Source organism: Sphingobacterium sp. WOUb80 (assembly GCF_050058145.1).
Lineage (GTDB): Bacteria > Bacteroidota > Bacteroidia > Sphingobacteriales > Sphingobacteriaceae > Sphingobacterium.
The window spans coordinates 337,399-361,597 of sequence record NZ_CP165617.1 but is presented as its reverse complement, the minus strand read 5'-3'; the positions used below and the strand labels follow the sequence as shown (position 1 = coordinate 361,597).

Genomic DNA, 24,199 nt, shown 5'->3' with positions numbered 1-24,199 from the left:
ATAACCATGAGCAATCAATCTGAATGGATTAGTAAAGATTTTGGGGCCTTTAAATTGAGATTTAGACCTTACACGCTAACTTTGCGCCATGTCTTTACAGTAGCTTCCTTTAGCCGAAGCACAACACCGGTTGTATTGACCGAACTAGAGTATGATGGCATTATCGGTTATGGTGAAGCGAGTATGCCACCCTATCTAGGCGAATCACAGGAAAGTGTCTTATCATTCCTCAATCAGATTGATCTGACAGGCTTCAACTCTCCTTTTCAAACCGAAGAGCTCCTGCATTATATCGATCAGCTTGCTTTGAAAAACACGGCTGCAAAAGCGTCCATTGATATTGCCCTACATGATATCCTTGGTAAAATTATGAATCAGCCCTATTATAAGATATGGGGACTAAATCCCAGCCTTATCCCACCGACGTCCTACACCATCGGAATCGATACCGAAGAAATGATCCGTCAAAAAGTCGCCGAAGCTGATCAGTTTAAAATTTTAAAGGTGAAGCTGGGTCTCGATACGGATAAAATGATCATTGACACCATCCGTCAGGTTACTGATCGACCGTTATGTGCCGATGTGAACCAGGGTTGGAAAACACGTGAAGAAGCCTTGGAGATGGCTCATTGGCTTGCTGAAAGAAATGTTTCTTTCTTAGAGCAGCCCATGCCTAAAGAGCAGATTGATGATAATGCCTGGCTAACAGAGCATAGTCCAATCCCAACCATCGCTGACGAAGGCTGTCAGCGACTTGTGGATGTTCCTGCTTTAAAGGGGGTATATTCGGGTATCAATATCAAATTGATGAAATGCACGGGCATGCGCGAAGCTAAACAAATGGCAGAACTGGCTCGTTCTTTGGAAATGAAAGTCATGATCGGCTGTATGACCGAAACATCATGCGCCATCAGTGCAGCCGCACAGCTTGCTCCGCTAACAGACTGGGCTGATCTAGACGGCGCTTTATTAATTGCAAATGATCTATACGACGGCATGACCGTGGTAAATGGCAACTGCCTTCTTCCTGACCGTCCTGGAATTGGAATTGTAAGAAAATAACCCTATATTCAGTGCAATGTTTTTTTCTTAAAGAAAAGATTGCACTGAATTGCTATCGCAGGTTTGACCAACACTCGACAGCACCAAAATATTAACAAACTAAATTAATCAATTCACTCTTTTATGGAATATCCATGGCTAAGGAACACAAACGACTGTGAAAATCAACCGGATATCCCATATTGCCTCTAAAAGACAAATATTTATATGAAACAACATGTGCTCACAACGTTGTGTCTCATAGCCTGTAGTTCGATGCAGTCTTTACATGCGCAACAGATCCAAATCGCAGGTAAAATAACGGACAGCAATGGAAAACCAATTAGCGGAGTTACAATACATGTAAAAGGCGCTAGCCAAGGGACCTCAACAAATGAAAACGGCCTGTTTACCTTAAACACAAACGCCAATGCGACATTAACGATTTCCGCCGTGGGATATAAACCACAAGAAATTCAAGTGAATGGCCGCAAAACGATCAGCATCGCTCTCGACAGCAATGAACAGGCTCTGGATGAAGTTATGGTTGTCGCTTATGGTACTGCTAAAAAAAGTACCTATACAGGTTCGGCAGCAACTGTAAAAGCAAAAGACATTGATAACGTACCTGTCACTTCATTTGAAGGTGCTCTCAGTGGGCGTGTTGCTGGACTGACTGTATCAACTCCCTCCGGGCAAGCAGGATCTACCCCAAGTATCCGTATCCGGGGTATTGGCTCAATGAATGCCTCGAATGAGCCACTATATGTCATCGATGGAGTTCCAGCAAACTCAGGCTCAGGTGGACAGATGGGCGATTACATCTACACTTCCAATAATGTCATGGGCAATTTAAATCCTGATGATATCGAAACAATAACAGTGCTGAAGGATGCTGCAGCATCATCTTTATATGGCTCTAGGGCAGCAAATGGTGTTATCCTAATTACGACAAAAAAAGGGAAAACGGGAAAGCCTACAGTAAATTTTAAAAGCTCACTTGGTTTTACACCTACATGGGCAACAGATAACTACGAGACCGCATCACCTCAGGATCAGGTCAACATGCTCTACCAGATTTTTTATGACTATCGCACCTCAAATGGAAAAACTGAAGCGGAAGCCAATACTTATGCTTTAACACAGCTAAATAATAAGTTCAATAAACATGGTTATCGTTTCGAAACTAATGGCACCGGCCGATACGACAACGTGAGTATCCTGGGCATGACTGACGGTATTGAAAACAGAGAGGGCAAATATTACGATTGGGACAAAGCATTGTTCCGTACGGGTATTTATCAAGACAATAATCTTTCACTTTCAGGAGGAACTGATGCTACCAAGTATTTTTCTTCTTTAGGCTATACAACAGATAAAAGCCGGATCAGAGTCAATGATTTCGAACGTATTTCAGGGCGTCTGAATTTAACACAAAAAATAGTTGATAATCTCGAGTTTGGAACAAATATTAACATTGGACACAACAAAAAGAAGGGATTTAATGACACTAGAAATACCGGATCGAATTATTTCCTTCAATCCCGAAATCTGTTATGGCCTCTGTATTGGCCGACAAACTATAAAACTGGAGAGGATTGGACAGATCGTTATGGCAGCTATGCATACAATGCCGACTATTATGATAAACAATGGGACAACAGCTCCAAAACGAACAAATTAGGGGTTATCAGCAACCTAACCTGGAATATCCTTCCAAGTTTGACCGCCAAAACTGTATTCTCCTATGATTACACAGACATGAAGGACTACCTCTATTATAGCGCTAAGCACTTTAATGGTGTTAGTGATGGCGGGGTTGTTCATCAGTTTAATACCAATATGTTAAAACTAGTTAGCTCCAATACCGTCAATTATAGCAAATCTTTCGACAAGCATAACCTAAATTTATTAGCTGGTTTTGAGGTTGAGAAGAATAAAACGGATTTCATGCGCACAACAGGAAGAGGATTGGGATCTGCTGAACTTCCTTATATTTCGTCGGCGGGTAAATTCGAGGCCAATGCTTATAGTTGGGGCTATAATCTAATGTCATTTCTTGGAAGAGCCGAATACAACTATGACAACACCTATTTCCTAGCAGCTTCCTACCGTCGCGATGGTTCATCTAAATTGGGTCCTAAAAACCGATGGGGAGATTTCTGGTCTGTATCAGGTGCATATAGCTTAAAAAATCTGCCTGCACTTCAAGAAAATGATGCGATCAGTACCCTGCGTCTTAAAGCCTCATACGGTGTCAATGGTACATTGCCTAGTGATAATTTTGGATGGAGACGGTTGGTATCTTTCAACAACTTTAATTACAAAGGCCAGCCTGGAGGAAATCTCGTATCAAATCCCGACCCTGACATCACTTGGGAAACCTCCTATACAACCAATGCAGGGCTGGAATTCGGCTTTCTGAACAATAGGATAACGGGATCGGTGGAATATTTTAACAGGACATCCAAAAATCTGTTACAAGACGTCCCTACATCACAGACGACAGGATTTAGTACTGTATTAAGAAATGTAGGTCAGATCAACAATAAAGGATTAGAAATTGAATTGGCTGGCGATATCATTAAAAAAGAAGATTTTAGATGGAGCGCCAATGTAAACGCGGCATTTATCACCTCTAAGGTCCAAAAACTTAACGATAACCAAGATATCATCTGGTATGATCCTACAGGATCAGTCGGAAATGACACAAAAGGAAGCGGGGATGCGAGAGCCCAATTTATCTATAGAGAAGGACAGTCCACGCTAGCTTTTTATGGTTATGAATGGGCTGGTGTAGATCAAAAAAATGGTAAAAACGTTTATTATACCAACAATAACCAAACTGGTGACGATATTTTCAATTACAATGGACGCAATGCGACTTACGATTTCAATAAAGCGGACTATACAATCATTGGTAATGGTGTTCCAAAAGTCAGCGGCGGTTTAAATACGGATTTCGAATATAAAAACTTCAATTTAGGCTTCAATTTCATTTATAAAATTGGCGGAAAGCTCTACGATGGTGCTTTCAAGGATGTGGCTGATGACGGTTATTATTGGGAAAGAATTCGCTCCGAGTATGCATTTGAGCATATGTGGACTGATAACAATACCGGCGGTACACTACCAAAATTAGATGGTAATGACTTAACAGATCCTCAAAAATACAGTTCAAGACAATTGCATGATGCTTCCTTCCTGAGATTAAAGAACATCAACTTTGGTTATAAGTTACCTAAGAGCTTCTTAAATAAAGTCGGATTCAGCAACGCGCGTGTCTATTTTAATGGAACCAATCTATTGACTGCATCCAAATACAAAATTGCGGACCCTGAAGTCGGTCAATATTCAACTCGTGGATGGGAAACACCAATTGGGAAAACCTACACCTTTGGAATTGAACTAGGTTTTTAATGCTTAATTTTTACACAATGAAAATATTCAACATATCCATTATAGCAGCTGCTCTATTGACGTCGTTCAGTAGCTGTAAAGATTTCCTGGATGTCGAACCTGGAAATTCAATCGACGCAAATACGGGATTCAATAGCGCGAGCGATGCCCGAAACAGAATCAATGGACTTAGTCGGCTTATCGCTTCGTCCAGCTATTACGGCCGAAATTTTGAACTCTATGGTGAAGTTAAAGGCGGTGATCTCACAGTCTATTCGCAAGGAAGAGGCTTGGATCAATTGTATTCCTTCAATCAAGATGCTGAAAATAACAACTTTGCAGGCTTTTGGTCCCAAATCTATTATTGTATCGCCCAAACAAATGATGTTTTGGAAAAAATAGACAAAGTTGATGCAGCCTCCAAAGCACAATATGCGAATGCTCAAGGGCAATTATTGACGTTACGTGCATTGTTTTATTTTGACCTCGTCAGGCTATATGGCAAATCTTATACAGACAAAAAAGATGCTAAAGGTGTGCCAATCGTGATCAGCTCTGCACCATACAACAACAAGCCCAGCCGCGCCACTGTAGACGAAGTGTATACACAAATCCTAAAAGACCTCAAAGCTGGCCAAGAGCTGCTCAGTGCAAATAAGAAGCCTGACAATGGTTATATCAACTATTATGCAAATCTGGCTATTCAAAGCCGCGTCTATCTGACCATGGCAGATTACGAAAATGCCTATCAGAAATCCAACGAGATCATTACCGACAATGTATACAAATTGTATGAAAATGAAAAGTGGGCAAGTTCCTGGTCAAGTATGTATGGCAGTGAATCGATCTACGAACTTGGCATCAACGAAGGTGAGGCCGACCTGGGAACAGCAAGTCTAGGTTATTATCTCATGCGCAGAACAGGAGGACAAGGTGGTATGTTCTACGCCAGTGATTATTATCTAAATCGATTAAAAGAGGATACCGGTGATGTCCGCTGGGCAATTTTAGGCCGAGATGAAAGCTCAGCCACGCGTATGGGTGCAGTGTATAAAAACCTGGGCAGCGTCAATACCAATACGTCACTCCCTTTAAACTCGCTAGGTGACAAAGGAAATACCAACAATACTGCAGTCAATATCAAGGTCATTAGACTTTCGGAAATTTATCTTATCGCTGCGGAAGCTGCATTAAAAAAGCCGGCAGCTGACCCCACAAAAGCTGCTGGATTCTTAAACGCAATTAGTAAACGCTCTCCTAATCGTGCTACATTTACGGCTGCTTCCATTAGTGAGGATGCTATTCTAAATGAAAAAAGCAAAGAATTATTTGGCGAAGGCCATCGTTATTGGGATATGATCCGTCTAAATAAAAAGATTACTTTCAATGACGATTTTCAGGACCTAACGATCAAGACACGTCCAAAAGAAATTGATCGTACGTTTGAAAAGTATATATTGCCGATTCCGCAATCTGAGATAAATGCCAATCCAACATTAAAAGATCAACAAAATCCAGGATATTAATTATCAAAACAAAAAAGGTCATTCTAGAATGACCTTTTTTGTTGTTTATTGAACCGCTAATAGACACTATTTTTATAATGCAGATCCTGATTAGCAACAGTAAGATCTAGGACATAACCATTAACGATGGCATACCTTATGTTTTCGTCCGTACCAATAAAAAAATTTGCCATAGAACCGAGTTTAGGCAGTCCCTCAGACAAGAAACTTTCACTAGATACGATATTAATCGGAAACTGATGCAATTTCCCAGCAGCTTCGCCATCCCTAATATGAACCGTAGTTATTCCTTTGCGCAATAGATTCTGAATAAGGTTGTGATCTAATTGATCGATAAGAAGTATATTATCATATTTCTTAGCGGGAATAAACTTAAGTCCCGAAACATCCAGATCCTGATATCCATAAAAATCCTGCAGATCGCCAATATCCTCGACTACCCCCGCTACACAATAGTCAGACCCTATCGTCTTTTCATTTTGCCGGATGGCAATATCAACAACAATTTGGGCTCCATTCTGCTCAATAGTCAAATTTCTCAGCAATACGTCATGGAGCTTTTCATCATTGAATGGTATTGCCTCATAATCGACAAGAGAATATGACACAAAAGATTGACGAGCAATCTCTTCAAATGATTTTAAAAGCGCGACGAAATTGCATTTTCTCACCATCATTTTCTCAGGATCGCCGACATAAGCTCCCGATTCAATTAAAATAGTGCTGGCACCCCATTTTTGAAAATTATCGCCAAATCCCCGTGGCGTATGCTCATCATCATACTTCGCTACTGCATTTGGCACAAATTCCTGAAGTATCTTATTTATTCCCACGATGACACGCATCGCATCGGCCCTTGTTTCATTGATACTCCTTGCATAATCATAGGCAGGGGCTAATAAGGAAATCGTCACTGGCGTATTTGTCCCGGGAATATTGTAATAATTGTTTTGATTGTGCAGGTTAAAGGCAAAATCAGGTTTTAACAACATGGCTTGCTCCTTCAATAGGGCTCCCTCTACAGTTGCAGTAGCCCGAGCATCTCTGTTCATATCCACATCCATTGCTGTCCTACGTTGAAACCGTTCGGTACCATCAGGGTTTAGCATCGGAATAAAATATAGGGTCAATTTTGATGCTATCTCATTTCTAAACGCATCAAACCCATCATCTTCCCCTCCAAAGAAATTAAACAGATCAAATAATGCCATTGTCGCCGTAGGCTCATCACCATGCATCTGTGACCATAAAAGTATTTTGATTGGCCCTTGACCATATTGTAAGCGACAGATCGAACGGTTTTCAGTTGACTTGCCAATCTCTGTTATCGAAAGACGTCCAGAGCTTCGGACATTTTCCAATAGCGGTAAAATATCGGCATGTTTAAATCTTCTATGCATCAAAGCCTTTTCTTCATACAAAGAAAAGGCTTTGATTAAATCATCTTTTATTAATTTCATATTAGTCTTTTAATACAGGCTCCAATAAGGTGATTGTCCCCTGAGAGGCATCTATACGAACTTTTGCACCTACAGGCAAGATAAATTGTTCGGCTATATGCCCTATAATAGCTCCCGTATAAGCTGGTATTTTCAAAGGTTTAATATAGTCGTTGAAGAGCTGGTCAAGCGTTACAGATCCATACCCACTAGACGGTTTGCAATTGGTACACTTACCAAAAATAAATCCTTTAATTGCTCCCAATATACCCGCATTTTTTAACTGGCAGAACATCCGGTCCACACGTTCCATATCTTCATCTACCTCTTCTATGAAAAGAATTTTATCTTTGAAGTCTGGCAGATAGGACGAACCACATAATCCGGTCAATACGGTCATATTTCCGCCCAGCAATATTCCTTCGGTTGTACCGGGATGAATGGTCGAAATACGGTCCTTTGTCTGTACAATACTATCACCTTTCGACTTTGGATTTTCAAATATTGCCGGTTGATTGGCTATGAACTGGGCATTGAAGGCCTCAGCAAGCTTTTGGGTCCAGGTACTGATACCTACAGCACCATGAAAAGTAACCAATCCTGTTTTGGCATATAGCGCCAAGATCAACGCCGTTATATCTGAATACCCCAATAGAATTTTCGGATTATTGGAAATCAGTTTATAATCTAATCGATCCAAAAGGCGTGATGTACCGGATCCCCCTCTGATACAGACAATCGCTTTGACCGTCGCATCGGAAAACATATCGTGTATGTCAGCAATACGCTCTTGATCTGTACCTGCCAGATTACCGTAGCGACTGCGTATATGTTTACCTTCTTTTACTTTAAAACCTAGTGTCTCGAATATTTCACGCGCTATGCTAATTGATTCTTCATCATCCAATACACCTGCGGGGGTTATTAAACCAATTGTATCGCCCAGCTTTAATTTCCGGGCAAGTAATGCGGCTTGACCATACAATGCGCCAGTACCTGCATTTGGCTTTCCCATCCCCAACACAGGAATAGATAATGCTCCTAAAGCGATCGATTTTATAAAGTCCCTCTTCTCCATCGCTAAATTCTATCGGTTGAACAACAGACGTTCACCAACTCCCTTTTCAATGAGCTGACCATCAGAGAAAGCAAGTTTGCCGGATACAATCGTATGTGCAATAGTTGAACTAAATGTATGTCCTTCAAATGGCGACCAGCCACATTTAGACAGAATATTAGCTTTCGATACCGTGTAAGGTTTATTGAGATCAACCAACACTAGATCTGCCCAATATCCCTCACGGATGTAACCTCTATCTTCAATCTGGAACAATGTAGCGGTATTGTGTGCAGATTTTTGGACCAATTGCTCTAAGGTCATTTTTCCTGCTTTGACCATATCTAACAAGGCTTGCAATGCATGCTGTACAAGAGGTCCTCCGCTTGGTGCTGAAGCATAAAGCTGAGATTTTTCCTCCCTTGTGTGCGGAGCGTGATCTGTCGCTATCACATCGATATGTCCATCCAGTAAAGCTTTTAGAATTTGGTCGCGGTCATTGGCTGTTTTTACCGCAGGATTCCATTTGATAAAATTACCTTTTGAGGCATAATCCTGATCAGAAAACCAAAGGTGATGAATACAAGCTTCAGCAGTTATTTTTTTATCCTTTAGTGGAATATCATTACTAAATAATACAATTTCCTTGGCGGTTGATATATGAAGGATATGCAAGCGTGTATTGTGTTTTTTTGCCAGTTCGACTGCTTTCGACGAGGATAAATAGCAAGCTTCTTCGGAACGAATCAATGGATGCATCTCGATTTTCAATCCATCTTCACCATATTTTTCCTTAAATAGGGCCAGATTCGCTTTTATCGTCGCCTCATCTTCACAATGTGTAGCTACTAACGTGGGCGCATTCGCAAAGATTCCTTCCAACGCTTTTTCATTATCCACCAACATATTGCCCGTAGAGGAGCCCATAAAAACTTTTATACCACAGACATCTCTCGGATTCGTCTTAAGCACCTCCTCGAGATTATCATTAGCTGCCCCCATAAAGAATGAGTAATTGGCCAACGCATTTTTTGCTGCAATATCATATTTATCTTGAAGCAACTGCTGGGTCAACGTATTAGGAACAGTATTGGGCATTTCCATGAAGGAGGTTGTCCCACCGGCAACTGCGGCGCGGCTCTCATGCCAAATATCCGCTTTATAAGTTAATCCGGGTTCTCTAAAGTGAACCTGATCATCAATTAGCCCGGGTAATAAATGTAGCCCCTCAGCATTGATTTCCTGATCAGCAGGATGGTTTATTTCCTGAGCAATCATTTCGATTCGACCATTGCTGATATATACGTCAGCAACCTCAACTTTACCTTCATTGACAAGTTGTGCAGATTTTATAAGAATAGATGACATGTTGAAATTTTTACTTTGCTTTAGGTCAAAAGTAAAGATTTGTTGTGGTGATCACAAGTTATCTCAAGAAAGAGTTGCTGCATCTGAGTGCGGAAAATCGAATACCAATAAAACTGGAATGATTTTGCAAGTCCCCACAACGCTAAAAGAAAATTGAAGATTCTTGTTTGGGCAATAGAAACGAACACTTCCATAAAAAAAGAGGCCAAGGCCTCTCTTTTTATTCTTTATCAAATTTGTATCCCACTCCTTTTACAGTGGTCACATAATCGTCGCCTATCTTTTCACGAAGCTTGCGAATATGGACGTCAATTGTACGATTGGTTACCACTACAGAATCTTCCCATATACTTTTTAAGATCTGTTCGCGTGTAAACACCTTGTTAGGTTTAGATGCTAATAGATACAATAACTCAAATTCCTTTTTCGCAAGAACGATCTTTTGTTCTCCTTTGTAAACTAAGAAAGAGTCTCTATCAATGACCAAATCGGCAATTTCAATTTTATCCTGAACAGAAGCATCAGACTCTTCAGAAGCATTTCTTCTTAAAATAGCATTGATGCGGCTCATCAGGGCACGGGGCTTAATTGGCTTTGCAATATAATCGTCTGCACCGACATGAAACCCTGCGATCTCCGAATACTCCTCACTTCTTGCAGTCAAAAACACCATGAATGTACTTTTGAATTCAGGCATTGCACGCATGATTCGGCAAGCTTCAATTCCGTCCATCTTTGGCATCATCACATCCAAGATAATCAGGTCCGGATTCACTTGTTTGGCAACGTTGATTGCCTCTTCTCCATTTTGTGCTGTAGAGACCTGATAACCTTCACGATTTAAGTTGAATGCAATTAAATCCAAGATATCCTTTTCGTCATCAACAATTAAAATCTTTTGTTTCGAAGAACTCATTTGTCTTATTTTTTTTGCTAAATTATAAACAAAATGATAACAATCAGTTAACCTAATGTTACCAAATTATTAAGTAATATAATATTTAACAATAACACCTTGATTACTTAATTGTTTTCTTTAAAAATGCTTCTAGCTCTTCACCACGAAGGTTCTTCGCGATAATAATACCGTTTGGATCAAGTATATAAGACGTAGGCAAGGCTTTCACCCGGTAATCGATGACCACTGGCGAGCTCCATGCTTTCAAATCAGATACATGTGTCCAAGTTAGCTTATCATCTTCGATAGCACGCATCCATGAACCAGGATTATCATCAAATGAAACGGAGAGTATATCAAAGCCTTTACCATGATAAGTATTGTACAATCTAACGAGATTAGGGTTTTCCTGACGGCAAGGCATACACCATGAAGCCCAAAAATCAACTAGCGTATATTTCCCTTTAAAACTCGACAATTTCACTTCTTTGTTTGATGGTGTAAAAGAAGTCAGCTCTGGAGCAGGTTGCCCAAGTGCCATTTTTTTCAGCTTTTGGGTCTCCTCTTTAAACTGAGTCACATATCTGTTCTCCGTGAATTCATTTTTGATTTTGTCCGCATAAGCAATAATTTCACTTTCCGCCACTTCCGGGTCTAAGGTAGAGATTGCATAAAATCCAGCTAAATCATTGTGTTTATCTGAAAAATCAACTGCTTTTTTTGTATAAGAACGCAATTCCTCTGCAAACTTCGCTTTATATTCAGCACGAATCTTTTCAATCTCATTGGCTGTAGAATTTGCTGTTAACTTAGAAAATACTGTCTGCAATGAATCCTGCACATAATCGCGATAATTTCGCTCTTTGGCAAAAGGCTGTATAGTTTTTGACAATTCAGAACCTTCAACCTGGTAATCATTGACATCTTTATGCAAATCTGTTTTAAATGTAATCGTCTCCCCTGGAGAAGCAATCAAATCGTAACGATTTTTCCCGACGCGCAAAGACAGCAATCTGGATTGGCTGGCGGGACGGACAAACTGAAATTTATTGTTATCGCCAAAAAACATAGAGTCCAGTTTTGTATCCCCTTCATACAACGAAATAACTTTGACATTGCCAGGATTATCAACATTGCCAGCGATGGTAAACTGCTCCTTATTTTGGCAACCCATCATCAAACCAACGATCCCTACTGCTAAAAAAACTGCCTTTTTCATCCGTTTATTTTTATTTGTTAATTACCTATTCCCAATTACGCAAATGGCTTTGCTCTGTTTGATTCACGCTACATGTCACAGCTTAAAGAATCGTAAAAACGATCAGATTTATTCCGATCTTCCAAGGAAGAAGTCGAATAAATCTGATGGCTTCGTATTGTATATTTAGGAAATAAAATCATTTATTTACATCCTAGTTTAGCTAAGTAGCTGTTTCAACTACCCCTAAAATTTATTTCAAAAAATCTATTGCTCGCTCAATTGCACCTTTTAATCCGGCTGGGTTCTTACCTCCAGCTGTTGCGAAGAACGGCTGACCACCGCCACCACCTTGGATATCCTTAGCCAAATCACGTACAATATTACTTGCGTTCAACCCTTTTTCTTTCGCCAATTCGTCTGAAATGACAACGGTCAAACTTGGCTTACCATCAAATTCAGCACCGATCACCAGAAACAAGTTATTAACAGCCCCCTTTACCGCATAAGCCAAGGTTTTCACCGCCTCTGCACTCGGTAGATCGACGATTGTGGACAAGAAATTAATCTCGCCGACCTGTTGGATCTTCCCTTCCAGATCTGACTTTAACGCTAAGGATTTTTCAGTAATACTTTTCTCTACTTCTTTTTTCAAAGCGCCATTCTCATCGATGATTTTACCCAGTGCAGAAACAAAATCTTTTGGATTATTCATGAGCTCTTTGAGATGGTGAACCAATTCGAAATGCTCGCGGATAACAGCAGCAGAACGAGTTCCAGTAATCGCTTCTATACGGCGTACACCAGCTGCTACAGCAGATTCAGAAACAATTTTGAAAAAACCTATTTGCCCCGTTGCTTTAACATGTGTACCACCACACAATTCTTTAGAATATTGATCTTCGAATGTAATTACACGAACGAAATCACCATATTTCTCACCAAATAGAGCTGTTACACCCGAATCCAACGCTTGTTGATAAGGTACATTTCGTTCCTCCTTCAATGGAATATTTTCACGAATCTTGGCATTGACAATATCTTCCACTTGTTTAATCTCTTCTTCTGTCATTTTTGAAAAATGAGAGATATCAAAGCGCAAAATATCGGCGTTGACTAATGATCCCTTTTGATTCACATGGCTTCCTAATACTTGTTTTAGCGCAGCATGTAATAAATGGGTCGCCGAATGATTGTTTTCCGTATCGATTCTTTTGGTTTTATCGACCTGAGCAACAAATGTTCCTTTCAATTCCAGCGGCAATTTGTTTGTAAAATGTACAAATAGACCGTTTTCTTTTTTCGTATCTGTGATATAAATCTTTTCTCCAGTTTCTTCGGAAACCAATTCTCCAGAGTCGCCTACCTGACCACCACCTTCGGCATAAAAAGGACTGACAGAAAGCACCAATTGAAATTGTTCTTTATTTTTCGAAACAACTTTACGGTATTTCACAACCTCAGTTTTGGCTGTTAATGTATCGTAACCAACAAACTCAAATCCTTCGTCATCATTTACCACAAACCAGTCGCCTGTATCTATAGCTGTAGCAGCACGGGAACGATCTTTCTGAATTTGGAGTGCTTGGTTGAAACCTTCCATATCAACTGTTAAACCTTTTTCGCGCGCTAACAATTCCGTCAAATCGATCGGGAATCCATAGGTATCATATAATTCGAAAGCAAAATCGCCATTGATTACGGTGTGGTCCTCTACATAATTTTCAAAACGTTGGACGCCCGTAGACAACGTTCTTAAGAATGAAACTTCCTCTTCTAAGATTACTTTCTGTACAAAATCCTGCTGTTGGATCAATTCGTCAAATACACCTGCAAACTGAGCTGCCAATACGGGTACAAGTTCATTGATAAAAGGAGCCTTAAAGCCTAAAAATGTATACGCATAACGTACTGCACGACGTAAAATACGACGGATCACGTAGCCAGCTTTATTGTTGGATGGCAGTTGGCCATCGGAAATTGCAAAACTAACCGCACGAATATGATCAGACACTACCCGCATGGCAATATCAGACTTTTCATCTATACCGTATTTTATACCTGACTTCTCAGCAATAAAATCAATGGTAGGTGTAAAGACATCTGTGTCATAGTTGGAAGTCTTTCCCTGTATACATCTGACCAGACGTTCAAATCCCATTCCAGTATCAACATGTTTGGCCGGTAGTGACTGAAGTGAACCGTCTTTCAAGCGATTAAATTGCATGAAGACAAGATTCCAGATTTCGATAACCTGAGGATGGTCCGCATTGACCAAACTTTGTCCTGAAATCTCTTCGCGCTCTACTGTACTCCGCATATCGAAATGGATTTCGGAACAAGGTCCACAAGGTCCCGTCTCGCCCATTTCCCAGAAATTGTCTTTCTTGTTCCCAAGGAGAATCCTATCTTCACCAATCCATTCTTTCCAGAAATTAAAAGCTTCCATATCACGTTCTAAGCCTTCTTTCGCATCCCCTTCAAAAATAGTTACATATAAACGATCTTTGTCTAATTTATACACCTCTGTCAATAGTTCCCAGGCCCAAGCAATAGCTTCTTTCTTAAAGTAATCACCAAAGCTCCAATTTCCCAGCATCTCAAACAAAGTATGGTGGTAGGTATCAATCCCTACTTCTTCCAAATCGTTATGCTTACCCGAAACCCGCAAACAACGTTGCGTATCAGCAACACGAGGAAATTTAATGGGTGCTTCACCAAGAAACAGATCTTTGAATTGATTCATCCCCGCATTGGTAAACATTAATGTAGGGTCATTTTTTACAACTACTGGTGCTGAAGGTACTATCTGATGCCCTTTACTTTTAAAAAAGTCCAGAAAGGCTTGACGAATTTCTCTACTTGTCATTTAATTATCTAAAAATATGTGCAAACTTACTCAAAATTGGTAGGTTATGCAATGTAGAATTCCATATATTGACCATGAAACGACTGTTTTCTCTAAACGACCAAAACTTCAATATTGACTTTTCAAACAAAAAAATCAAGTTATAATTTACAGATAATTAGCATATCCCTATTTTACACGTGACAGAAATCACAAACTCATATTAAATTCAACATTTTAAAAGTGTTATTCGTTATTCATATTTGTCCAACGCTTGTCAAAATCAACATGTAAAACAACAAAAATTATTTGACCTAAGGTCATTCACAATTACATTTGTTTTATTACATTTGATAGTAAAATAGGGAATTTAGCCTACTTTCAGACACATTCCCTAAGTGCAAAATAATTAAGATTAGATTTTGTAGATTAAATTCCTTCTAATGAAAAAAAACATTCTACTACCGGTAGATTTTTCGGCTCATTCTAATAATGCTGTAAATTACGCTGTGGACCTTGCCCTCGAAAAGGGGTATTCACTCCATCTTTATCACAATTACACTTCAGCTTCAGCAGTGTTTGAGGAGGAAAATGGCTACAACGAAGCCAACTCTCCAACATTCAAAGCTGACGTCCTTATCAAGAATCTTGCAGAATCGATAAAATTAAAGCATCCTGCGATTGAGGTAACAACACAATGTGAGCGTGGCATGATTACAGAAACGCTACCGGAACTTGCCACCCCAGATCGATTTGATTTTGTCATTATGGGGACTAAAGGGATCACCAACGATGATAGTCAGCTTATTGGCAGCACCACCTATGTCATTAGCAAAAAAGCCAAAATACCTGTCATGGCTATTCCAACTGAAGCTTCCTTTACACCAATCGACAAAGTTGGCTTACTTTCCAATTTTAAAGAAGAAGAAGTACAAACAGTACAGGATTTTGTCAACATCATCGGCAAAGACTTTGAACTAAAACTTATGCATGTTCATTACGATCATTCATCAGAAAACAGGATCGAAGATAAACTTGAAGTATGGAAATATAAGATCAAAAAATATATTGGCGTGACCAATATTGCCATAGAAGTCGACTCTATACAGGGTGATATTGAGGACCTAGATACGGTTCCCGAAGTCATTAATGAGATGATCCATGAAGAAAAGATCAAAATACTTTTGGTGACACGATCGAGAAAATCATTCTTTGAACGTGTTTTTACCCGATCAGTTGCAAAAGCATTATTTAGTCATCCATTAGTTCCAATATTTTTCACTAAAGCATAATCCTATAGCCATGTCTAAACTATTAATACCAGTAGATTATTCCGAAAATGCACGAGTTGCCGCATTTTATGCTGCTCAAATCGCAGCCATATCAAATGATGAGATTACACTTTTTCATTCGTTTACTTCGCATATCAATAAGTTTGCAAATGCGAAGCATTTAGTGGACCCTACCGAGGGAGAAGCTCGCCATAAAATGGAAAAGCTTGTAGCGGAACTTCTACAGGAATATCCTTCGCTTAAAATTTCTACGTTATTTGCCAACGGTATTTTAGCCGAAACATTGGAAAAACAAGAGATAAAAGAGACGTACCAAACGGTAATTATGGGAACAAAAGGAGTCACCGGACTTGAATCTGTCTTGATCGGAAGCAATACATATGACGTCATTAAAGAGTCTAAAATACCTGTTTTAGCAGTCCCGAAAAACGCTGTAAAATTTAAAAATGATAACATTGCTTTATTGACAAATTTCAAACCTGGAGAACTTGAAGTGCTTAAACAAGCGATACCATTGTATGGAAAAAATTTTCACCTACAACTTATCCATATCAATAAAAACGAACTAGAAATCAATATATTAGGAAACAAACTTGAAAACTGGATCAAACAGATCATTACTGAAACCGGGATAGAGGATATTTCTTACATCGTTAAGTCACCAAGTTATTTTGCAGGCTCCCGCGAAAATATTGCTAACGGTATTCATACCATTATTCGGGATGAAGATATTGATGTTATTTTGATCACAAAAAGTAGAAAAACTTTTTTCCAAAACATTTTTACCGAAAATATTGTTAAGCATCTGGCTTTTGAAATTGAGGTGCCAAACTTTTTCGGACGTGTAGAGTAACCAAATAATTTTTGGCAAATTTATTGCAAGAGTGTTCAGTGAGTTAATTTAACAACAGTATTATAGTAGATAATTTTACAAACACACATTATGAAAATTAGCCTTAAAAAATCAGGATTACTTGTTGCGGCAGGAATTTTATCCACCGCGTCCTTTGCACAAAGCACAAAAGAAGCATCAATTGAAGGCACAACTCCATTAGGTTCCGCAACACAATATAGAACTTGGTCCATCGGTGTAGGAGCCGGTGTAACAAGCTTGCAGAACATCGCTAAGTTTAACAATGGTGGTTATGATAAATTAGATTGGAATTTAGGGTACAGTGCCTATATCAAAAAGCAAATTTCACCATCTTTCGGATTGAAAGCAACTTATTTTGGCGGAAAGACAGCTGGGTATGATAATAGTGACAAGCAAACTGGATTTGAAACCAAAACACCTTGGTCAGTTGCCTTATCGGGTGAGTTTTTAGCAGCCAATACGAATTGGAGGTTTTTCAACAGTTTTATCAAACCTTATGCATCGATTGGTGTTGGGGTAATGAATGCTGAAACTGCTGCAATTGCTGGCGGTAATAAAGGTGAATACGGAGACTCTTATTCCAAAATCTTTGTACCTGCAGATTTTGGTTTGAAATTCGCTGTTGCCAAAGGCATTAACTTTGAATTGGGTTATCAATTGAATTGGGCGAACCAACGATTTGACAATCGTTACAATACAACTCCGCCACAACAATACAAAAATGACTTATTTACTTACGCACATGCCGGCTTAGAGTTCGCATTGGGCAGCAGCAGTAAACCTGCATTGAATAACTCAAATCCTGTCGCAACCCTTGTGAATGACTATACAGTAAAATACGATGATCTAAAAGCTCAAAATGATGCATTGAATGCTAAAAACCAAGCTTTACAAGGTCAATTGGATGGATTGAACAATGATCTAAAAGATGATGACGGCGATGGTGTAGCAAATAAATATGATAAATGTCCGGGTACCCCTTCAGGTGTTCAGGTTGATGGATCAGGTTGTCCAATTGTTGTGAAAAACGAGACTAAAGTTGTAGAGAAAGTTGTGGTTACTGAAGCAGACAGAAAAGTTGTTGCTGAAGCAATTAAGAACCTGGAATTCGATTTAGGCAAAGCAACTATTCGTTCTACTTCGTATGCAACATTGAACAAAGTTGCTGCATTATTGATTGAGAAAAACTTCAGCTTAAAACTAGCTGGTCACACCGACAATACAGGTTCGCGTGAACTAAATATGCGTTTATCAAAAGAACGTGCGGAGTCTGTTAAAGCGTACTTAGTATCACAAGGTGCAAATGCCTCGCGCATTGAAGCAACTGGATACGGTCCAGATCAGCCAATTGCATCCAATAAAAATGCAGCAGGTCGTCAACAAAACCGTCGTGTTGAATTTACACTTTATTAATAACTAATAAATTACACTAACAAAAAGGTGTTTTTAAATAAAAACACCTTTTTGTTTACCAATTGTCATATATTAACTACAAATCGATTGTGAATTTAATTTTCAATCTATTACTTTTGCGTCGGTTTTTACAAATACAAATTCTATGAAACTAAAATTACAATTAGCACTTGCTTTAGCATCTGCAGGCTTATTTGCCAATTCTGCAATTGCTCAAAGCACAAAGGTATCATCTATTGAAGGGACAACCCCATTTGGCCCTGCTACGCAATACAGAACATGGTCTATTGGTATTGGTGCTGGGGTAACAAACCAAACTAACATTGCTGGTTTTAATCGCGAAGGATACGATGATCTAGCTTGGAACCTCGGTTACAGTGCTTATATCAAGAAACAAATCTCTCCTTCTTTTGGCATTAAGGCTAGCTATTTTGGCGGTAAAACGGGTGGTGCATTTAAAGATGGTACACAATCTTTTGAAGCGAAAACACCTTGGTCTGCTGCATTGTCTGGAGAGTTTCAAGCGGCGAATACCAATTGGAGATTCTTTAACAGTTTTATCAAACCTTATGCGTCAATTGGTGTTGGTGTCATGAACAGCAAAACAACCTTGACAACAGGTTCTACTTCTCAAGAAGCCGATGGTATTTCTAAAATATATGTACCATTGGACATGGGGCTTAAATTTGCTGTTGCCAAAGGAATCAACTTTGAACTTGGGTACCAGTTAAACTGGGTTAACCAAAACTTCGATGGTATTCAAGGCGGCCAATATAAAAACGACCTATTTACTTACATTCACGGTGGCTTAGAATTTGCATTGGGTAGCAGCAGCAAACCTGCATTGAACAATTCAAACCCAGTCGCTACTTTAGTGAATGACTACACGGTAAAATATGATGATCTTAAAGCGCAAAATGATGCTTTAAATGCTAAAAACCAAGCGCTGCAAAATCAATTGGATGGTCTAAACAGTGACTTGAAAGATGATGATGGTGATGGTGTAGCTAACAAATATGACAAATGCCCAGGCACACCTTCAGGTGTACAAGTAGACGGTGCAGGTTGTCCAATCGTTGTGAAAAACGAAACTAGAGTGGTTGAAAAGGTTGTTGTGACAGAAGCTGACAGAAAAGTCGTTGCAGACGCAATCAAAAACTTAGAATTCGATTTAGGAAAAGCAACAATACGTCCGACTTCATATGCTACATTGAATAAAGTAGCCGAACTGTTAATCGAGAAAAACTTTAGCTTGAAATTAGCGGGTCACACCGATAACACAGGTTCACGCGAGTTGAATATGCGCCTATCAAAAGAACGCGCTGAGTCAGTAAAAGCATACTTAGTATCTCAAGGTGCTAATGCTTCTCGCATTGAAGCTACAGGATATGGTCCTGACCAGCCTATTGCATCAAACAAAACCGCTGATGGTCGTCAACAAAATCGTCGCGTAGAGTTTACGCTTTATTAATCGACATTCTTCGATCCATAACAAGTCAAAGGCATCACTTCACCGTGATGCCTTTTTTGTTTCCTCCAGCAGACAATCGGCTCTTCATTTCCATAACCACTATAAAAAAAAGCCTTGTTTAAATCAAATAAACACTTGAATAACAAAAAGATAACTCTAAAACAAACAACTTAATCCGTATTTTTAATAAAGCAAAATTAAAAAATGCGTAAACCACAAGCTCTTGTTTTGACTATCTTTTCGTTGATCTTTTCCTCTTGTGAAAAAGATCCACCATTGAACGAACCAGGATCAAATGAAACGATCAATGAATGGACAATGGCACAAATGCGGCAATATTATTACTGGAACGAAAAAATCACACAAAAAAACGATTACCAACAAGCTCCAGATCTATTTTTTAAAAGTCTCTTATTTCAAGATGACCATTATTCCAGCATATTACAGACACTCAACAGCGACACCTATGGCAATACCCTGACGAACACTTTTGGGTTCGATATGGTGCAATTACAAAATCAGTCAGAAACCATCCAACTGGTCACCCAAGTGGTCCCTTTCAGTGAAGGGGATCTAATGGGACTCAAGCGGGGAGACAGCATAAGCCACATCAACAACGAGCCTATCGACCACAGCAACCTGAAATCGCTACTAAGCAAATCCTTGCTTTTACCGGCAATGCATCTGACACGAAATGATGGTAAAATATTTCATCTGCCTTCTTCCTACATTTCGCAGCCCGTCCTCTATACCGCTAAACTCATCTCCTCCTCCCCCACAGTAGGCTATATGTTTTTAAGTCAATTTGACTTTAGTGGGGCATATTCATTATTGGAAGCAATCCAAAATTTCAAGTCCCAACGGATTCAAGAACTTATTGTCGATTTACGTTACAACCCCGGCGGTCAGGTTGCTTTTGCCGCGTTTTGTGCACTCTTATTGGCAGATATCAAAGAAAATGACATTTTTGCCAAATACCAAGGCAACAAAAACCTCAAAAATAGAGAAGATAGCTTTGCAGCTGCGCTGCAAAGACAGCCCGATGGCTATTCTTTCACAGCAGATGAGGTATTAAAGCAAGGTTTACATCTGAAGAAAATTTATATGCTGACAGGCCCAAATACAGCCTCTGCAGCCGAAATGCTAATCAATGGACTGAAACCTTATGTAGAAATCATTCAAGTCGGTGACAAAACATTCGGTAAAGATATGGCCTCAACAACAATAGCAACTCCAGAAGATATCCGAGGTACCGAACGGGCCTGGCATTTGGTTCCTATGATCTATAAAATCTACAATGAAGTGGGGCAGGGAGATTATAGCGATGGAATTGCGCCTTCAAAAGCCACCAATGAATTTGCTTTTCTACCCTTGGTTCCTATAGGCGATAGCAGGGATCCCTTGATTCAGGAGGTATTACAAACCGTCAATGTTAAAAATATCTTGGCTAAAGGCGCTGTCAATAACGCAGGCAAAACAAACCTTGTGTTGCCACAATATATAGGCAGCAGTTATCAGACAATACCTATTGAAGTAAGCGCACAGGGCAAATCCGATAAATAGATTCACCCATGTGCACAGGAATTTAATGAAGTAATAAGCATACGCAAATCAGCTCCAGTCTGTCCATTTTTGACCAACTTACGAAGAGGACGAGACAAAATTTCGGAGCGGATGGTCCGTTCCTTCGATTCGTATTCTCGTACTAGTTCTTCCAACTGTTGCAGTAGTTCCCTATATTGCCTATAAAGTTCATTCAGCTCCGCCATTTCATTCCGTAAAGCTAGCAGCGCAGCAGCATCAATGGCATGATCTACATCTCCCTGAATTTTCAGGGAGATAGCAAATAAATTACGATGTTTTATAGCATTGATCCCTTTCATGATGAATTTATGATAATTGATTTAACTACAAAGTAGTTATTAACTTCACAATATTTCCTCTAAATCATTTTATTTTTTTAACCAAACCGCATCCAAGGCAAAACCGATTCCACCGATATCCGACACCGCATCAACATCAAAATATGCATCGGGTTCCTTTTGGGGGAAGTATACAATACCTATGTCTTCTACCGTAAAGAAAAAAAACAGATAGACCTTCTGTCCATCGATAAGGATTGGTTTTGAATCCTTGTCCAATACCTGCGCCTTTGCTGGAAAATAGGGGTCAACTGGTATTTTAATAAATTCTTCGGGGATTTTATCCGATATCAACCCAGTAATCAGGATCGGAGTTTCGTCATATCTGACCAAATCCATTCCCCAACTTTCATCAAACACAGGTTTACCTTGATAAATCGCCAATCGAATCGGCTCGCCATTTGGTGAAATCGTCTGGTTATAATTTAATATCTTTACCTGCCTCACACCCGGAATCGATTCGACATCATCTCCTAAGGGGTTTGGCCCGACAACGAGTGAAGGATCAATGGGACTTTTGCTATGCACACCAAAAGTATTTAACCCTGACTTGAGGGCGAGACGTTGTTCTAGGACAACCTGATCCTTGCTATCATACGCAACGACCAATGAAGAATCGGCATCTTTATTTCGTATAAAAATAAAATTAGTATTGCTTTGATTAGCTGCTTTTCCATCTACCGTTACTCTTTTTACATCTACTGACACAGTGCTATAGGATCTAAAAGCAATACGTGCGATTTCATCGGGCACTTGAACCACCTCGCCTTTTTCACAGGAACACAGTCCCCATCCTGTCCAGAGGACAAAAAAATAGAAAAATATATTTTTTATCATATACAAAGAATTAAGAAGTGAGCCATAAAAATGGCTCACTCAACAAATAAATATTAATAAGTTTTTGGAGCAAATTGAGTCCAGTTTGCAGTCCAAGGTGCAGTTGTTGGATGAAATGCACCACTATACGTTGTCGTTCCATTGCCATAGGCTGGTGATGTAGAAAGTGGTCTTAGAAATGCAGGATTAAACAAAGTCGCTGTTGGATAAAAAATATTAACACCACCTGCTAGTTTTAAATAAGCAGCAGCATCCGTTGAAACATTTGTTTGGTTTCCAGCTGGGGTAGCACCGCTAAAAGCAGCAGTATAGGCATGCACAACATTTCCTGTGAAGGTACCTGTTGCACCATCTTGGAATGCAGCACCTGTTGCATAACCAGCGATAATGGAGTTCTGAATATCATATTCTGACGCTCTTCTCCAACGGTTACCGAATTTCAATTTAGAACTCGCCACAGTCACATCCTTAATACCAAGGAACGTAAAGTTCTTTAATACCGGACGAGTTTTAGGCGTAGCAGCATATGGCGCTGTACCTTCATTATCCGACTCTAAACCATTTGAGTCAGTCGGACCGCTAGGAGAAGGAGACGTGCTATTTGTCGAATTAGGATCCTTTAATGACAATGCATACTGAATTGTGCCTGTATACCCATGATCAAAATCAAAATCATCATCATCATTTGATAAGGCAACCAAATATTTCGCATTGACAGTACCCCCAAAGAATTCAAATCCATCATCTTTACCCCAAGATACCTGTATATTTTCCAAGGTAGTACCAGTACCAACACCACCTAGAGTCAATCCATTAATCTCATTGTCAGCAGTTAAATTATAACCAGCAAATTCAATACGCACGTATTTCAATGAACCAGAATTATCGGCAGCATTTGTGCCTCCATACGTGACGTCTACACCTACAGGTTGAGGAATACCTTCAATTCTCTTTGTGGATGCTTGGTTTGTGGTTGCATTCCCCAATAACACCACACCTCCAAAATCACCAGGATTACGAGATCCCGCGGCATTTGGAGAAGTAAACACGATCGGCGCAGCGGCAGTACCATTGGCAATCAATTTAGCTGTTTTAGGCACGACTAAAACACCTTTGATATTTTGTGTTAATCCAGTGATCTGATCATTATATGCTTTTGTTATACCAGAAGTAATATAAGTACCGGCCTGAATCGTCAATGTAGCACCCGGTTTTACGAAAGCAACACCATCAATTTTCCATACGGTATCCGCAGATAGCGTAGTTTTCGTGATAATACCGGCAGCATCTGTTGGGATCGTTGCCTGAGGTTTGTTTGGCAAACCAGCATTCAAATCTGAATTAGGTCCTACATTGTCTTTGTTACAAGAAGCCAATGCGATTGCGCATACGCTTGCTACTGTTAAGATTTTTTTCATTTTGTGTTAAATAATTACTAGTTTTGCCATCACAAGATCATTTTTTAGACTATGCATCCCTATGGGATAGCATTTCATAAGGTTGCATAGTTGTTTTCAATCACCCTTTTTCTGTATTTTTCTATTTTATTTCCCTGTTGTGCGACTTGGACAAACCCGGAACTTATGTACATTATTGAGGAGTGATATGAAACTGCC

17 protein-coding genes are annotated in these 24,199 nt (G+C 39.6%); 8 read left to right on the top strand and 9 right to left on the bottom strand.

What is annotated here, in order from left to right; translation table 11 throughout:
• The first annotated feature begins 6 nt into the window (after window positions 1-6).
• The 3 genes from AB1Z56_RS01385 (at window position 7) to AB1Z56_RS01375 (ending at window position 5,966) form a co-directional block, all read left to right on the top strand.
• Entirely contained in the window at window positions 7-1,062 is a 1,056-nt protein-coding gene (locus tag AB1Z56_RS01385; RefSeq protein WP_426790874.1) for a dipeptide epimerase, read from the top strand.
• Window positions 1,063-1,269: 207 nt separating this feature from the next.
• Window positions 1,270-4,461 carry a SusC/RagA family TonB-linked outer membrane protein gene (locus AB1Z56_RS01380; protein WP_426790873.1) on the top strand — a complete coding sequence of 1,064 codons (3,192 nt, stop codon included), beginning with the start codon at window positions 1,270-1,272 and terminating at the stop codon, window positions 4,459-4,461.
• A 17-nt stretch (window positions 4,462-4,478) separates the two neighbouring features.
• On the top strand, window positions 4,479-5,966 hold the full coding sequence (locus tag AB1Z56_RS01375) for a RagB/SusD family nutrient uptake outer membrane protein (protein WP_313266590.1): 1,488 nt from the start codon (window positions 4,479-4,481) through the stop codon (window positions 5,964-5,966).
• 56 nt (window positions 5,967-6,022) lie between these two features.
• Here AB1Z56_RS01375 and AB1Z56_RS01370 read toward each other — a convergent pair whose 3' ends face one another.
• The 6 genes from AB1Z56_RS01370 to alaS all read right to left on the bottom strand — a co-directional run bounded on the left by AB1Z56_RS01370 (window position 6,023) and on the right by alaS (window position 14,795).
• Window positions 6,023-7,426 (bottom strand): M14 family zinc carboxypeptidase, encoded by a 1,404-nt coding sequence (locus AB1Z56_RS01370; RefSeq protein ID WP_426790872.1) that lies wholly within the window; start codon window positions 7,424-7,426, stop codon window positions 6,023-6,025.
• 1 nt (window position 7,427) lies between these two features.
• Entirely contained in the window at window positions 7,428-8,483 is a 1,056-nt protein-coding gene (locus tag AB1Z56_RS01365) for a S66 peptidase family protein (protein WP_426790871.1), read from the bottom strand.
• Window positions 8,484-8,492: 9 nt separating this feature from the next.
• Complete coding sequence (locus tag AB1Z56_RS01360) at window positions 8,493-9,830, bottom strand: dihydroorotase (RefSeq protein WP_426790870.1); 1,338 nt, start codon at window positions 9,828-9,830, stop codon at window positions 8,493-8,495.
• Window positions 9,831-10,050: 220 nt separating this feature from the next.
• On the bottom strand, window positions 10,051-10,746 hold the full coding sequence (locus AB1Z56_RS01355; RefSeq protein ID WP_075991688.1) for a response regulator transcription factor: 696 nt from the start codon (window positions 10,744-10,746) through the stop codon (window positions 10,051-10,053).
• A 103-nt stretch (window positions 10,747-10,849) separates the two neighbouring features.
• Window positions 10,850-11,947: a TlpA family protein disulfide reductase gene (locus tag AB1Z56_RS01350; protein ID WP_426790869.1), complete on the bottom strand. Its 1,098-nt coding sequence runs from the start codon at window positions 11,945-11,947 to the stop codon at window positions 10,850-10,852.
• A 232-nt stretch (window positions 11,948-12,179) separates the two neighbouring features.
• Window positions 12,180-14,795 (bottom strand): alanine--tRNA ligase, encoded by a 2,616-nt coding sequence (alaS, locus tag AB1Z56_RS01345; RefSeq protein WP_426790868.1) that lies wholly within the window; start codon window positions 14,793-14,795, stop codon window positions 12,180-12,182.
• A gap of 422 nt (window positions 14,796-15,217) precedes the next feature.
• On the opposite strand from alaS, the gene AB1Z56_RS01340 reads away from it, so the two are divergent.
• The 5 genes from AB1Z56_RS01340 to AB1Z56_RS01320 all read left to right on the top strand — a co-directional run bounded on the left by AB1Z56_RS01340 (window position 15,218) and on the right by AB1Z56_RS01320 (window position 21,387).
• Complete coding sequence (locus tag AB1Z56_RS01340) at window positions 15,218-16,066, top strand: universal stress protein (RefSeq protein ID WP_309365056.1); 849 nt, start codon at window positions 15,218-15,220, stop codon at window positions 16,064-16,066.
• Window positions 16,067-16,076: 10 nt separating this feature from the next.
• Window positions 16,077-16,919, top strand: a complete 843-nt coding sequence (locus AB1Z56_RS01335) for a universal stress protein (RefSeq protein ID WP_309365054.1) — start codon at window positions 16,077-16,079, stop codon at window positions 16,917-16,919.
• Between the two features lie 90 nt (window positions 16,920-17,009).
• Window positions 17,010-18,353 carry an OmpA family protein gene (locus tag AB1Z56_RS01330; protein WP_120336541.1) on the top strand — a complete coding sequence of 448 codons (1,344 nt, stop codon included), beginning with the start codon at window positions 17,010-17,012 and terminating at the stop codon, window positions 18,351-18,353.
• Between the two features lie 145 nt (window positions 18,354-18,498).
• Window positions 18,499-19,824: an OmpA family protein gene (locus AB1Z56_RS01325; protein ID WP_309365052.1), complete on the top strand. Its 1,326-nt coding sequence runs from the start codon at window positions 18,499-18,501 to the stop codon at window positions 19,822-19,824.
• A 204-nt stretch (window positions 19,825-20,028) separates the two neighbouring features.
• The gene (locus tag AB1Z56_RS01320) at window positions 20,029-21,387 is read left to right on the top strand and encodes a S41 family peptidase (protein ID WP_426790867.1); all 1,359 of its coding nucleotides are present in this window, start codon (window positions 20,029-20,031) and stop codon (window positions 21,385-21,387) included.
• A 2-nt stretch (window positions 21,388-21,389) separates the two neighbouring features.
• On the opposite strand, the gene AB1Z56_RS01315 is transcribed toward AB1Z56_RS01320, so the two are convergent.
• The 3 genes from AB1Z56_RS01315 to AB1Z56_RS01305 form a co-directional block, all read right to left on the bottom strand.
• A complete protein-coding gene (locus AB1Z56_RS01315) occupies window positions 21,390-21,707 on the bottom strand; it encodes a hypothetical protein (RefSeq protein ID WP_286859100.1) in 318 nt (105 codons plus the stop codon).
• Window positions 21,708-21,776: 69 nt separating this feature from the next.
• Window positions 21,777-22,583 (bottom strand): hypothetical protein, encoded by an 807-nt coding sequence (locus tag AB1Z56_RS01310; RefSeq protein WP_426790866.1) that lies wholly within the window; start codon window positions 22,581-22,583, stop codon window positions 21,777-21,779.
• A gap of 53 nt (window positions 22,584-22,636) precedes the next feature.
• Entirely contained in the window at window positions 22,637-24,001 is a 1,365-nt protein-coding gene (locus AB1Z56_RS01305) for a hypothetical protein (protein ID WP_426790865.1), read from the bottom strand.
• Window positions 24,002-24,199: the final 198 nt, after the last annotated feature.

What these genes read in the sequence shown, in the direction of transcription:
- AB1Z56_RS01385 (WP_426790874.1), top strand. Translation starts at nt 7, where the DNA reads ATGAGCAATCAATCTGAATGGATTAGTAAAGATTTTGGGGCCTTTAAA.
- AB1Z56_RS01380 (WP_426790873.1), top strand. Translation starts at nt 1,270, where the DNA reads ATGAAACAACATGTGCTCACAACGTTGTGTCTCATAGCCTGTAGTTCG.
- AB1Z56_RS01375 (WP_313266590.1), top strand. Translation starts at nt 4,479, where the DNA reads ATGAAAATATTCAACATATCCATTATAGCAGCTGCTCTATTGACGTCG.
- AB1Z56_RS01370 (WP_426790872.1), bottom strand. Translation starts at nt 7,426, where the DNA reads ATGAAATTAATAAAAGATGATTTAATCAAAGCCTTTTCTTTGTATGAA.
- AB1Z56_RS01365 (WP_426790871.1), bottom strand. Translation starts at nt 8,483, where the DNA reads ATGGAGAAGAGGGACTTTATAAAATCGATCGCTTTAGGAGCATTATCT.
- AB1Z56_RS01360 (WP_426790870.1), bottom strand. Translation starts at nt 9,830, where the DNA reads ATGTCATCTATTCTTATAAAATCTGCACAACTTGTCAATGAAGGTAAA.
- AB1Z56_RS01355 (WP_075991688.1), bottom strand. Translation starts at nt 10,746, where the DNA reads ATGAGTTCTTCGAAACAAAAGATTTTAATTGTTGATGACGAAAAGGAT.
- AB1Z56_RS01350 (WP_426790869.1), bottom strand. Translation starts at nt 11,947, where the DNA reads ATGAAAAAGGCAGTTTTTTTAGCAGTAGGGATCGTTGGTTTGATGATG.
- alaS (WP_426790868.1), bottom strand. Translation starts at nt 14,795, where the DNA reads ATGACAAGTAGAGAAATTCGTCAAGCCTTTCTGGACTTTTTTAAAAGT.
- AB1Z56_RS01340 (WP_309365056.1), top strand. Translation starts at nt 15,218, where the DNA reads ATGAAAAAAAACATTCTACTACCGGTAGATTTTTCGGCTCATTCTAAT.
- AB1Z56_RS01335 (WP_309365054.1), top strand. Translation starts at nt 16,077, where the DNA reads ATGTCTAAACTATTAATACCAGTAGATTATTCCGAAAATGCACGAGTT.
- AB1Z56_RS01330 (WP_120336541.1), top strand. Translation starts at nt 17,010, where the DNA reads ATGAAAATTAGCCTTAAAAAATCAGGATTACTTGTTGCGGCAGGAATT.
- AB1Z56_RS01325 (WP_309365052.1), top strand. Translation starts at nt 18,499, where the DNA reads ATGAAACTAAAATTACAATTAGCACTTGCTTTAGCATCTGCAGGCTTA.
- AB1Z56_RS01320 (WP_426790867.1), top strand. Translation starts at nt 20,029, where the DNA reads ATGCGTAAACCACAAGCTCTTGTTTTGACTATCTTTTCGTTGATCTTT.
- AB1Z56_RS01315 (WP_286859100.1), bottom strand. Translation starts at nt 21,707, where the DNA reads ATGAAAGGGATCAATGCTATAAAACATCGTAATTTATTTGCTATCTCC.
- AB1Z56_RS01310 (WP_426790866.1), bottom strand. Translation starts at nt 22,583, where the DNA reads ATGATAAAAAATATATTTTTCTATTTTTTTGTCCTCTGGACAGGATGG.
- AB1Z56_RS01305 (WP_426790865.1), bottom strand. Translation starts at nt 24,001, where the DNA reads ATGAAAAAAATCTTAACAGTAGCAAGCGTATGCGCAATCGCATTGGCT.